Below are 13,388 nucleotides of genomic sequence, written 5' to 3'. Positions count from 1 at the left end.
CAGCAATGTATTCAGCTGACCAGTACTAATAAATTGATTGGTTTAATAGTGATTCTATAGAAGTAATCTAAATTATTTATCGATATTCAGTTTTCAGAGAACAAATTAAGCGATGAGCCGCAAAAAAACTTAAATCCTTAAAGGGATTTTTTTATTATTAAAATTTGAGTTTTATATGTCTTAAATTTAGAATTTAATTAACCTAATCATTTATAATTAATTAATTATGAAAAAGGGAATTATTAAGAATAATTTAGGCTATGGAGGCGATTTATTTGTCTACCAAGACAAAGAAATGTTTAATTATTCAGTTGATACTATTTTATTAGGTAATTTTGTATCAATTAATCGCAACGTTTCTAATGTTTTGGAAGTAGGCACCAATAATGGTGCACTTTCGATTTTCATAGCTTCACGGTCAAAAAACATTTCTATAGATGCAATAGAAATTTTACCCAAAGCTGCCAGTTTAGCTAAAAAAAATGTTGAACTAAATAATCTTAATAATCAAATAAATGTCATTGAGGCTGATTATAAGGAATATGCTAAAGATTATGCTTTTAAGTGTGGTAATAAGCAAGCTAAAAAATATAGTTTAATAGTAGCAAATCCACCTTATTACAATGAAGATTATAATCAACCGAGACTAAAGGGAACTTTTGAAAAGAAATTAGCCACTCATGAAATAAATTTAAATTTAGAACAACTAATTAGTTTATCTTCTAAAATTATTGAACAAAAAGGCTATTTTAGTGTTGTTATGCCAATAGCAAGATATGTTGATTTAATTGTTTTATTAAGAAAATACAATTTTGAGCCCAAAAGAGTTCAATTAGTATATACAAGAATTAATAGCCAGCCTAAATTTTGCTTGGTAGAAGCACGATTTAACTCAGGTTGAGGTACTTTTTTTGAACGCAATATATATTTACACAATGATGATTTAAATGACCATTCTTACCGTATTGAAACCAAAAAACTATATGTACCAATTAAAGCTAAAGGAGAAAAATAATTATGTCTAAAATAAATAAAAAAACTTTTTATATAACTACACCTATTTATTATCCTAGTGGTAATTTACACATTGGACATTTACTAACTACTACATTAGCTTGAGTATATAGGAATTTTAAAAAATCGCAGGGTTATGATACATTTTTTAGTACTGGTATTGATGAGCACGGCCAAAAAATTCAAAAAAAAGCTGAAGAAAACAATTTGAGTCCTCAAAAATATGTTGATATTGAATCAAATAAGTTTATAGACCTTTGAAATAAACTTGATATTGACTATGATTTTTATAGTCGTACTACTAATAAAAGTCATGAAGATTTTGTTTTAAGAGTTTTTGACAAATTATATAAAAAGGGCTACATTTATAAAGATAAATATATTGGACTTTATTCAGTTAGTGATGAAGAGTATTTAACTCAAACACAGGCAATCCTAAAGGATAATAAATACTACCATCCTACATCTAATCATTTATTGCAACAAATTGAAGAAGAAAGTTACTTTTTTGATATGAAAAAACTTCATCCTTGAATTAAGGAATTTTTTGAAACAAACCCTGAGTTTTTAACTAATAAAAGTACACATAAAGAATTAATGAATAACTTTTTAGCTAAGGATTTAGAAAACCTATCAATAACCCGAATTTCTTTTGATTGAGGTATTAAGATTTCAAATCAAAAATATAAAGATGATAATCAACATGTTATTTATGTCTGGCTAGATGCTTTATTTAGTTATTTAAGTGCTTTAGGAATAGAATCAAAAGATGATAGTGCTTACAAAAAGTACTGAAAAAACGGAACTGAAAGAGTACATGTACTTGCAAAAGAAATAGCAAGATTCCATGCTATTTATTGACCGATATTTTTAAAAGCCTTAGATATTAATTTGCCTACCAAAGAAGTGATACATTCATGAATAATTACTCCAGAAGGCAAAATGTCAAAATCAAAAGGTAATGTTGTTGATCCAATTCCTTTAATAGAAAAATATGACAATGAACCAATAAAATACTTTTTTAGTTCACAAATTAATATTAATAATGATTTTGCTTTTACTGAAGAATTATTAATAAATGTCTTAAATGCTGATTTAGCTAACAACTTTGGAAATCTAGTTAATAGAACTATTAAAATGATTAATCAAAATTTTGCAAATGGTACTAATTATGTTGAGACAAATTTAGAAATAATTGATAAAAATATTCTTTTAGAATTAGATAATACTTATAAAAAATATGTTGAATATATGAATGATTTTCAAGCAGATAAAGCCTTAAAATTAGCCATATCTTTATCTTCAAAATTGAATGAATATATTGACTTAACTCAACCATGATTATTAAAAAATAATCTTGAACGTTTGAATGTAGTTTTAAATGTTTTATTAAATGGAATATATACTGTTGCTTTAATGTTATCAATAGTGATGCCTAAAAAATGTAATCTAATTTTAAAATTTTTGGGCCAAAAAGAATTTAAAAAAGAAGCTATTAATGCCTTCAATAAATTTGATAATATTGCACCTAATGCAACTGAAGTTTTATTTGCTAGAATTGATAAACAAAAATGCTAAAAACTCAAATCTCTCAGATTATCAATCTGAGTTTTTTTAGGCCTTTTTTTGATAAAATTAAGCAATGAAATTTATTGATGAAGTTAATGTTGTAGTAATAGCTGGAAAAGGTGGTGATGGTATCATCAGTTTTAGGCGTGAAGCACATGTTGATAAAGGTGGTCCCGATGGTGGAGATGGCGGCTTAGGAGGTTCAATTTATTTTCAAGGCGACTCTGGTCAAAATACACTTTTACCATTTTATTATCAGAATAAACTTAAAGCTGAAGATGGTGAAAATGGTAAACCTAAAAATGCTTACGGAAGAAGTGGAAAAGATTTGATAATAAAAGTTCCGCTTGGAACAATGGTTTATAGAGATAAACAACTAATAGCTGATGTTATTTCTGAAGAAAAATACTTGATAGCTAAAGGTGGCCAAGGTGGTAGAGGAAACTTAAAATTTAAATCTTCAAAAAATACAGCTCCGCGAATATGTGAAAATGGCACACCTGGAGAAAAATTTGATTTACACCTAACTTTAAAAGTTTTAGCAGATGTAGGTTTTTTAGGTAAACCTAGTGCTGGTAAAAGCACATTGCTATCATTAATATCTAATGCAAAACCAAAAATAGCTGATTATGATTTTACGACCCTAAGTCCACAATTGGGACTTGTTAAATATTATGATAATTCTTTTGTTGCAGCTGACTTACCCGGATTAATTGAAAAAGCCTCAGAAGGAAAAGGGCTGGGAATTCAGTTTTTAAAACATATTGAACGTTGTAGAGTTATATGTCACATAATTGATTTTGGTTCTGATTATAAAGATCCAATCAAAGATTATGAAGCCATAAATTATGAGCTTAAATCATATAATTTAAAACTTGAAAATTTACCTCAAGTAATAATCGCTAACAAAAGTGATTTAGATAACTTTGATTCAAATTTAAAGAAATTTAAAAAAGCATATCCAAACCTAAAAATTATTGAAAATTCTTCATTTACTCAACTTAACATTGAAGAAATTAAAAAAGAATTATGAAACACTTTACAAAAAACTCCACAATCAATTATTGATGAAACTAAAGATAATGAAGATGTTGTAGTTATTAGACTAGAAACTAAACCAATTGAAATTATCAAAATTAATAATGATACATATGAGATTGTAGGAGAAGAGGTATTTAAAGTTTGCGATAAAATACCAGTTATTTCTCAAGATAATTTATGGAGATTTAATGCTAAATTAAAAGGCTTAGGCGTGTTTGAGTTGATTAAAAATTCTAATGTTAAAGATGGCGATACAATCAAAATTAGGGACTATGAATTTACATGAAATAGTGAAGAATTCTAAGTATTAGAGCACAAAATTATCAAGAACGACATTGACACATAGTGTTGTTCTTTTTGATAGTTTTTATTTTCGAAAACATTGATTTTTCAATACAAAACGCTAAAAAAATGTTCAAAATTACCTTTTCAGTACTCAATAAAATAATAAATTATTTAAAAACATTATAATTTAAAAGGATACATCTTTTGTGGGACAAATATAAACATATAAATGTGGGTGTATCTAAAGTTCGAATTTTATTTATATTTAAATTTATATGAAAGGAAATATTATGGCCGAAGAACAAATGGTTGTTACTTCAAGCACAAAGAAAAAAATTAGTTTCTTTGCAGCTATAATGGTTGTTATCGGCGCATCAATTGGGGTTGGAATTTTTCTAAGATCTAAAACAGTTCTAGAATATTCAGCCGGAAATATTGCATTATCACTTGCAACATGATTGATTGCTGGTTTTGCTGTAATTACTTTGGCACTAGCTTTAGTTGAAGTTGCCTCAGGGCGTAATGACAACTTAGGTATGATCGGTTGAACAAAAGCTTTTAATACATTGTATATTTATAAAGCTAATAAGTTCTTTATGACTTACCTATATCTTCCATTTACATACTTCTTCATGCCTTACTATGTAATTGTTCAATTCCAAGATGGATTACAAGGTTTTGGTATGGAAACTAACTTTGGTGGCTCAAGTTCAGCCCCATGATTCTACTTTTTAATTGGATTAGTATTGACATTGTGAATGCTATTTTCAGCAGGTCTAAGTGGACGTGCAGGAAATATTCAAAACTTAATTATTACATCAGTTAAGTTCATTCCTTTAGTAGCTATTGTTATTATTGGATTTGTTTACTTCTCACAACGTCTAAGCCAAGAACCAACTACTATCTGAACTCCGATAACAGTAGATTCATTATTTAAAAAAGAATCTACTTCATTCTTAAAATTAACTCCAGTACTGGGAATTTTCGGATCATTAGCTGGTATCTTCTTTGCTTTTGATGGATTTTATGTTTCAGCTGGTATTCAATCAGAAATGAAAAATCCAGAAAAAACTCCTGCAGCTTTAGTTATTGGTTTATTCTCAATGACATTAATGTACATTATCATTGCTGCAGCTATGTCACTAGGTGCTAAATCTGGTGGTTTCTACGACTTTGGTGGTTTACTAGAAAAAAGTGGACACAAATGAGCATTTGGTGTTATTAACATTATGATTGCAATTGGTGTTTTAGGTATTTTAAACGGTTTTTCAATGTGAGCAACTCGTTTTGTAGAAGACTTAATTAAGGAAGGTGAAATTTACATTCCTGCTAAGGCTTACAGATACATGAAACACTCAAATACTCCAATTGTGGGTATGTTATTCTGTCTAATATTATCATTACCATTTATGGTAGTGTTAACTGTAATTGGAGCATATGCATATATCGACTTATGAGATGTTGATGGTTCTAATGTTTACGGTGCAAATATTGGAAAATTATTATCATTCTCAGACCTAATGGCTGACTGAATGGCAGTATTCGCATTTGCATTCATTGCATTCTCGGTAATTGGTGTTCTTGAAAATAGAAAGAAACATTTCATTGCCGTTAAAGAAAACAAACACACAGTTTGAGCAGGTTATATAGCTATTACAATGGTTATGTTAACCATGATTATTAAAATGTTAGACCCATTCTTATCATTAGGATTAGTATTAGGTCAATACATGAGAGAAGGTGCAGATGTTGCAAAACTAAAACCAGACTTAATTGCATATTCAGCAACATCAGGATTATTCATCCTATACATGGTAATTATGTTTGCTTCAACACCAATCGAAAAGAAAATTGCACTTTCAAAACAAATTAAATACGCACAAATTTTAAAATCAGAACTATGCGAATGTAAATCAGTAGCTTACTGTCCATGTAAGATTGCTGATGTTAAAGAAGCAAATGAATTAAACGAATTAGTTCTACATTCATATGCAACAGCTCGTTTAGCATAATTTTAAAATTAAATATTTAATTCTTTTTAATCAAAGGCCAATACCAAATAGGTATTGGTTCTTTTTTAATATTATTTAATTAATATGTTGTAACATTTTATTATTGTAATAATAACTAAGAATAGTATTTTAAGGAAGATAATGAAGAATAATGAACAAGCCAATTTAGAAATAACAGATGATTTAATTCAAACCAATATGAAATTAGGCTTAAGTGATGATGAAGTTATTTTAAGGCAACAAAAATACGGCCCTAACGAACTAATTAAATCTAAAAAAATGAATTATTTCTTAGTTTATCTAGCACAGTTTAAAGATATTCTTGTAATCATATTAATGTGCGCAGCATTACTATCTTATATATTTGCAATTGTTAGTGGAATTCGGAATAAATGAGTTTTTGATTCTAAATTAATTATTGAATTTGTAGAGCCTTCAATAATTTTATTTGTTGTATTAACTAATTCCCTCATTGGTGCTATTCAAGAAATAAAAAGCGCTAAGGCAGTTGATGCATTAGCTAAGCTTAGTCCCTTATATTCTAAAGTTATTCGCAATGGCTCATTAGTTAATCTTAAGGCCTCAGAAATAACTATCGGTGATATAGTTATGCTAGAGCCTGGAGATGTTGTTCCTGCTGATGGATATTTATTATTTTCATCTAATTTATCTGCCATTGAAAGTTCATTAACTGGCGAAAGTGAACCCGCTCAAAAAGACTATAATGCCAAAAGAGATCTTAATTTAGCTTTAGCAGATAGAAAATTCATGATGTATTCATCATCAATTATCTCAACAGGAACAGGTTATTTAGTAGTTAGTGCTATTGGCCAAAAAACAGAAATTGGCAAAATCTCTTCATTAGTGAATAATGAAAAGCAAGCTATGAGTCCATTACAACTAAAAATTAATAAGTTAGGAAAAATATTTGGTTATGTAGGCATTGCTTTATTTTTAGCAAGTATCATTATGCAATTACTATTTGCAATTCCTAATACTGCTCATTTTAGAGAAAATTCATTCTGAAGTACAGTGATAGTAAATGGAATTTCTTTAGCAGTAGCTGCAATTCCCGAAGGTTTAATTGCATTTAGTTCTATTATTCTCGCCATTGGTATTCAAAGAATGGCTAAGAAAAATGCTATAGTTAAAGATTTAATGGCAGTAGAGTCTTTAGGAAGTTGTGCAGTCATTTGTTCTGATAAAACAGGAACACTAACGCAAAATAAAATGACAATTGTTAATCTTTATGATTATAAAAGTAACAAACTCCAAAATTTTGATTTAACCAAAAACAATTTAGACCCTGAGTTTAGTAATTTAGTTAAATATGGTTCTATTTGCTCAGAAGCAAATCTAGTATTTGAAAATAATGAATACAAACAAGTTGGAGATCCTACCGAACTAGCATTTTTATACGCACTTCAAAAACATTTTAATAATGAGACTAAAGCCAATTTAGAAAAATTATATCCTCGTGAATTTGTTATTCCTTTTGATTCAGAACGCAAATTTATGACCTCAATTAATTACATAAACAATAAGTATATTGTAATCACTAAAGGTGCGCCAGATGTTTTAATAAATAAGTCAAATATTGACATTAAAGAGAAAGACAAATTGTTTAAAATTAATAATGAATGAGCTAATAAAGCATATAGAGTTTTAGCGATATGCTCAAAAGAAATAGACTACGAACAAGTTAAAAAACTTAAAAGCATGCAATTAAATGAACAAATCAAATTTTTAGAAAAAAACCTAAATTTTGAAGGTTTAGTTGCAATGATTGATCCACCTAGAGAAGAAGTAAAATCTGCTATTGAAATATGTAGAAGCGCTGGTATTAAACCAATCATGATTACTGGTGATAATATTAACACTGCTGTGGCAATAGCTAAAAGTTTAGATATATATCGCCCTAATGATAAAACTTTAACAGGAATAGAATTAGATGCTTTAAGCGATGAAGAATTAAGTCAAAATATTGAAAAATATTCTGTTTATGCTCGTGTTAAACCGGAAGATAAATTAAGAATAGTTAAAGCATGACAAGCTCGAAATCAAGTGGTCGCTATGACTGGTGATGGTGTAAATGATGCACCTGCTTTAAAAGCCGCTGATATTGGATGCGCAATGGGCATTACAGGCACAGAGGCATCTAAACAAGCAGCTGACATGATATTATCAGACGATAATTTTTCAACAATAGTTAGTGCAGTTGAAAACGGGCGTTCAATTTATCAAAAAATTAAGAATGTTATTCAAAACTTATTAATTACTTCAATTGCAGAAATCATTTTAGTATTCTTTGGTTTAATAATTTTTAAAATTATTTTTAATAATTGACCTGAATTAGCAAATAAAGAAATATATATTCTTTCGGCAACACAATTATTATGAATTAATTTATTTACGCATGGTTTTCCTGCTATTGCTTTAGGGTTGCAAGATTCCAAAGAAAATTATATGAATAAAAGACCAATATCCAAATATGAATCCATTTTTGCAGGATCCATGGGCATAAATACCTTATGACAGGGAATATTGGTAGGCATAATTTCATTAGTGGCATATTATTTAGGGGCTCTATGAGCTAGATATAATTCACCAAATAACATTTTAGAAGCCGCTTCTACTGTAGCATTCTTAGTTTTAGGAATAACAGCTACATTTAATTCAATTAATTTAATGTCAAAAAAACCTGTAGTACTATCAAATCCAATTTTTTATTGAAAAGTATATGCTTCAGTTATATTTTCATTATTATTCTTATTATTAGTAGTATTTGTTAAACCAATAGCTAAAGTATTTAAAGGCTATGAAGGTTTTAAAGACTCACCTGCTTTATTAGCTTATGGTTTAGGTATACCATTAGTTTTAATACCAATATACTTTATTCATAAAATGATAATTTTAAGTCTTGAAAAAAGAAAAAATAAAATAGAAAAAATTAATGATTTTCAAATGATACTTAGTCCAAAAGAAATTAAACAAGCAAAAAGAAAAACAACAAGAATTAAATAGAGTATGCTCTGTTAGAAAAACATAAATAAATATTTTATATTTATAGTCATTAAATACACCCTTCATTTGTGATGTTTCACTAATACAGGGTATGTTTAATGGCTTATTTTTTTGTTTTTTAAATCCAAATTGGTTAAAGTTTTCTTATCTTTGGCAATTTAGTTATATATTATTATAAAATTAAATATACTATTATGGCAAACAAGGTTACTAAATTACTTAAAATTAGTTCAATTACAGCAGCACCATTGCTTTTAAGTCCAGTGGTTGTTGTTTCATGTGCAAAAAAGACCTTGAAATCAGACAATAAAATGGCCGAGTTTAAAGACATTAAAAAAGATGTCGATAATTTAAAATGAGAAGATTTTCTTTTATCTAAAAAAATTAAAGAATTAAACAAAAATTATAAAGATTATACATATGAAACGTTCTTTGAATTTGGCAAAGACGATGGTTTGAAATCACTAAATGAAATAGAATTAAATGATCAAACAGGAAATCTCAGTTCTAAGGAAGCTAAAGCGATTGATGTTGATAGTTTAAAAAAAGATTATATATCACATGAAGTGCTTAATAAAATTGATAAGTATAATGAAAATCAACCTGAGGATAAGAAAATTATATTAATATTAAGGTCTCAAAAACTGCCACGACCAGAATCAGCTATACTAGTTTGAATTTGACTAACTGAAAAACAATATTTATCCAAAGCTTCGCAAATTACTGATTTGCAAAAATATTCAGAAAGAAAAATTCCATTGTATGGTCATTGGTTTTATAATGAAGAATATGACAAAACAAAAAAGAGCACTAATGCTTGAAGAATTGTAAGTTATGTAGTTCCTGCAATAGCAATCACCGGACTTTTATTATATGTTTTGATAATGTATCTAATTAAAAGAAAAAAGAACGCTAATTTGAATACTAAAAGGAGGAACTATAAATAATGTATAAATTAACCAATAACAAAAAACCTGTCATTTATTCAGATGTGGATGGAACTATTTATAGAAATTTCAATTTATTTGAAGAAACTTGCAAGGATATTAATTTTGCTATAGAAAATGGAGCTGACTTTAATATTTGTACAGGAAACCCTGTCCAGGAGCGAATGTTAAAATTGGCTTCTAAAATTAATGCCAGATATTTAATTTGTTCATCAGGAGCTGAAATTTATGATGTTCAAAACCAAAAAATAATTAAAACATGAACAATAGATTTTTCAATTCTGGCTGAATTAATTAAAATAGCAAGCAAAAATCAATTTCAAATGATTTTTTGAGATGAAAATAATTATTTTTATTTAAAAGAGCTGCCTGAATTTAATCAAGAAATTTTTCAATATCATTTTATATCACAAGATAATATTAAAAAAATTCCACAGAAATGAAATGGACAAAAAATTAATCCAATTAAAATAGAAATATATTCAATTGATTATCCACTATCAACTACATATCCACAAAAAATGTATGAATATATAAAACACATAGACAATATTGAAGCCATTGTTACATATTGTAATATTGAAATTAATGCTAAAGACATAAACAAAGGTAGTGCAGTACGTTGAATGACTGAGAATGTTTATAAAAATGATGAAGTCAAATTAGATGAAGTTATGACAATAGGAGATAGTAATAATGACTTACCTATGTTAAAATTAACTAATTACTCATATGCAATGGCAAATTCAACAAAACTACCATTACAAACAGCAAAGCTATTTACTAGCGATGTTGTTCAAAATGGTCTAGGTGAAGCAATATTAGATTACTTATATCGCCTAAAAAATATCGCAAGAAAACATATGTTTCATGATTTCTTAAAGGGAGGAAAATAATATGGTAATTACCAGATTAGGAAAAAATTATGAATTTGAAATATCATCAGTTAATTATTTAATTAATCCGATTGATAATGAAAAAATGGAAACACTAAGAATACTGAAAGAAAATAAAAAACTAGTTTTATATCTTAGTGACAATTTAACATTTAATGAACTAACATCACTCATTTTAGAAAGTTTTGGATTTTTTGAAATTACACAAATTCCATGAGTAACATTCAATGATAACAACATTGCATGTCGCGATTGAATTGATAAAGAAAAAACAACTATAAATATTGATAGTCCATTGTATCCTTATTTAAATCCAAGAACGAAAGTGGCAAATGAATTTATTATCTCTTCTATTCAAAGAGATTTTTCAATTGTATCTTTTAAAGTAGTAATAAAACAAATCACTGATCCAGCTTTAGTGGCAACCACCAAACCAGTAAGTATTCAAAAATATCGTAGCAGACAAAAAGCTGCACTTAAGAATTTTGAAACTAATTGAGTAAGAATAATGGATTATGATATTGCTCTTAGTGTGCAAGAATTAGGTCTAAAATTAGCTAAAAAATTTGATAAAGCACTATTTGAAGTAATGACAACTAAAAGAAAACCAATAGATATTGATACTAACCAAATGGATATTGATGCACTTTGTTCTTTTATATTGAATAGAGTAGACTTAAGAACTATCCCACTAGAAACAAACCTTTTTGAAAATAGAAAACACATTGAACAACTTCAAACAGTATGATATAGAATTTATGATTCAAAAATAAATTTAGGCTTAGTTCCTGATGATGAAAATGTAGATTATGATCCTCATGAAGACTATGTTTATACAAGAGATGAAATGGAAGAAAAAAAATCAGCTAGTAAAGAAGTAGCTGATATGGATAAAAATGAAGAAACATTTAATGCAGAATCAATTATAAAAAATAATCCTGATCTTGAAAAACTATTTTCAGGCGATTACGAAGAATTTAATAATGCATACAAAAACCAGTTTAAAAATATAGAACAATTACAAAAAAGATTTGTAGATGAACTTCTAAAAGCTTCAAAAGGTCAAAAATTAACTATTGACCAAATGAAAAATTTAATGAAGGTATATTTAGAATCAGGATTTGAAGATGAATCTAAACAATTTGGCATTTCACCTGAGGACACTGAACAAGTACTTTCTTCAGTATATAGCATTCTAGAAAAAGAACTAGAAGCAGCTTTTGATGATAAAAATGATGATGAAAAATCAGATAAAGATAATAATGAAGATTCTGGAGAAATTAATTAATAAATGCAAAAATTTATTCTTAAACTAAAAGATAAAAATGTCCTCAGTTTAGATTGAAATGAAGAAAATTACTTATTTGAAAATATTGTTTTTGAAAAAGAATTTGAATTTTTAAAATCTAATACGGCTTTTGATTCATTACATTTTAATGGAATTCTTTTTTCAGAAAACATTTTACCTAAGCAAAGATTAATTAAAATTGAAAATAACGAAGAACCACTAAGCTTTTATTTAAATGATTATGGTCTAAATTTAAATAATGGCTTTTGAATAGTTCCATATGAAAAAAAAGACTTAAAATGAGCAGACAAAAACTATTTTGCAAATTTTAATTTAAATTTTGAAGAAGGATTAGAAAAAAAATATTCGAGCCCCTCACCAAATATATATACAGTTGGCGATATGGAAAAATTTTGATTTGCCGAAGATAATCAAACATATTTAGCTAAGTGTAATTCATATATGTATAATAAAATTTCAATTAATGATGTCCAAAGTGAATATTTAGCTTACCAGGTTGCCAGTTTATTATTTGGAAAAGAAAACTTTAGAACGCTTGAATATAAGGTTATGAAATATGAAAAAAAGTGATATTCAGTTTCTAAAAACTTCGTTAATGAAAATATATCTTTTATTCCAATTTCTTGATTGATAAATTATAATGAAACAAGCAAGAGCAATATTCTTCAAACTGTAAAAAATATATATGGGCAAGAAGAACTAGAAGACTTAATGGTTTTTGATGCTATTATCTTGAATATTGATAGACACCTTGGCAATATTGGAATTTTAGTGGAAAACGAAAACCTTAAAAAAATTTCAAATGCTCCAATTTTCGATAATGGAAGATCATTAGTGTTTGATTATCCATTATACAAAAGCACCGAAGCAATGGTTTATTTAAATAATTATTTAAACATTAAGCCCAAATTTTATGATAGTTTTTGAGAACAATTTTTAGATAATGTTAGCTTTAGACATGTTGAGTGATTAAATAGACTAAAAAACTTTAAATTCGAAAACGATTCTCAAAGTAAAATTGATTCAAAATATATTAATAAAATGCAAGAAATATTTAATAATCAACTTAAAGTTTTTGAATCAGCTCTAAAAGAAAAAAACTTATTATAATTTCAAATTATAAATACCTTTAGAACAATGCATTTTTGTATTCTGAAGATATTTTAAACATGTCCCCTATTAGTGGACAAATCAATTAAACCTTTCTCATGTAATGACACGGAGAGAGGTTTTTTAGTTTAATTTGTATTCTAATATTATTATAGTAATTTATAAAGTCAGTAATTAGCTC

10 protein-coding genes are annotated in these 13,388 nt (G+C 27.4%); 9 read left to right on the top strand and 1 reads right to left on the bottom strand.

The genetic code is table 4. From position 1 onward, the window contains the following. The first annotated feature begins 226 nt into the window (after positions 1 to 226). The 9 genes from JXZ91_RS02870 (at position 227) to JXZ91_RS02830 (ending at position 13,207) form a co-directional block, all read left to right on the top strand. Positions 227 to 1,015: a tRNA1(Val) (adenine(37)-N6)-methyltransferase gene (locus JXZ91_RS02870; protein ID WP_205851509.1), complete on the top strand. Its 789-nt coding sequence runs from the start codon at positions 227 to 229 to the stop codon at positions 1,013 to 1,015. A 2-nt stretch (positions 1,016 to 1,017) separates the two neighbouring features. After that, a complete protein-coding gene (gene metG / locus JXZ91_RS02865) occupies positions 1,018 to 2,592 on the top strand; it encodes a methionine--tRNA ligase (RefSeq protein ID WP_205851508.1) in 1,575 nt (524 codons plus the stop codon). A gap of 64 nt (positions 2,593 to 2,656) precedes the next feature. Then, positions 2,657 to 3,928: a GTPase ObgE gene (gene obgE, locus JXZ91_RS02860; protein WP_205851507.1), complete on the top strand. Its 1,272-nt coding sequence runs from the start codon at positions 2,657 to 2,659 to the stop codon at positions 3,926 to 3,928. Between the two features lie 271 nt (positions 3,929 to 4,199). Further along, the gene (locus JXZ91_RS02855; protein ID WP_205851506.1) at positions 4,200 to 5,921 is read left to right on the top strand and encodes an APC family permease; all 1,722 of its coding nucleotides are present in this window, start codon (positions 4,200 to 4,202) and stop codon (positions 5,919 to 5,921) included. Positions 5,922 to 6,062: 141 nt separating this feature from the next. Next, positions 6,063 to 8,945, top strand: a complete 2,883-nt coding sequence (locus JXZ91_RS03750) for a cation-translocating P-type ATPase (RefSeq protein WP_308700627.1) — start codon at positions 6,063 to 6,065, stop codon at positions 8,943 to 8,945. A gap of 194 nt (positions 8,946 to 9,139) precedes the next feature. Continuing rightward, positions 9,140 to 9,892 (top strand): hypothetical protein, encoded by a 753-nt coding sequence (locus JXZ91_RS02845; protein ID WP_205851505.1) that lies wholly within the window; start codon positions 9,140 to 9,142, stop codon positions 9,890 to 9,892. Then, positions 9,892 to 10,788, top strand: coding sequence for an HAD-IIB family hydrolase (locus JXZ91_RS02840; RefSeq protein ID WP_205851504.1), 897 nt, complete (start codon positions 9,892 to 9,894; stop codon positions 10,786 to 10,788). Before JXZ91_RS02845 ends, JXZ91_RS02840 begins: the two co-directional genes overlap by 1 nt. Position 10,789: 1 nt before the next feature. Continuing rightward, positions 10,790 to 12,076 (top strand): hypothetical protein, encoded by a 1,287-nt coding sequence (locus JXZ91_RS02835; RefSeq protein ID WP_205851503.1) that lies wholly within the window; start codon positions 10,790 to 10,792, stop codon positions 12,074 to 12,076. Between the two features lie 3 nt (positions 12,077 to 12,079). Further along, the gene (locus tag JXZ91_RS02830; RefSeq protein WP_205851502.1) at positions 12,080 to 13,207 is read left to right on the top strand and encodes a HipA domain-containing protein; all 1,128 of its coding nucleotides are present in this window, start codon (positions 12,080 to 12,082) and stop codon (positions 13,205 to 13,207) included. Between the two features lie 85 nt (positions 13,208 to 13,292). Here JXZ91_RS02830 and JXZ91_RS03770 read toward each other — a convergent pair whose 3' ends face one another. Continuing rightward, entirely contained in the window at positions 13,293 to 13,382 is a 90-nt protein-coding gene (locus JXZ91_RS03770) for an IS3 family transposase (RefSeq protein ID WP_373422513.1), read from the bottom strand. Positions 13,383 to 13,388 lie beyond the last annotated feature (6 nt).

The organism is Mycoplasma enhydrae (genome assembly GCF_017116825.1).
Taxonomy (GTDB): Bacteria; Bacillota_I; Bacilli_A; order Mycoplasmatales; family Metamycoplasmataceae; genus Metamycoplasma; species Metamycoplasma enhydrae.
The sequence above is the reverse complement of the archived record's forward strand: the minus strand, read 5'-3'. Positions and strand labels throughout refer to the sequence as shown.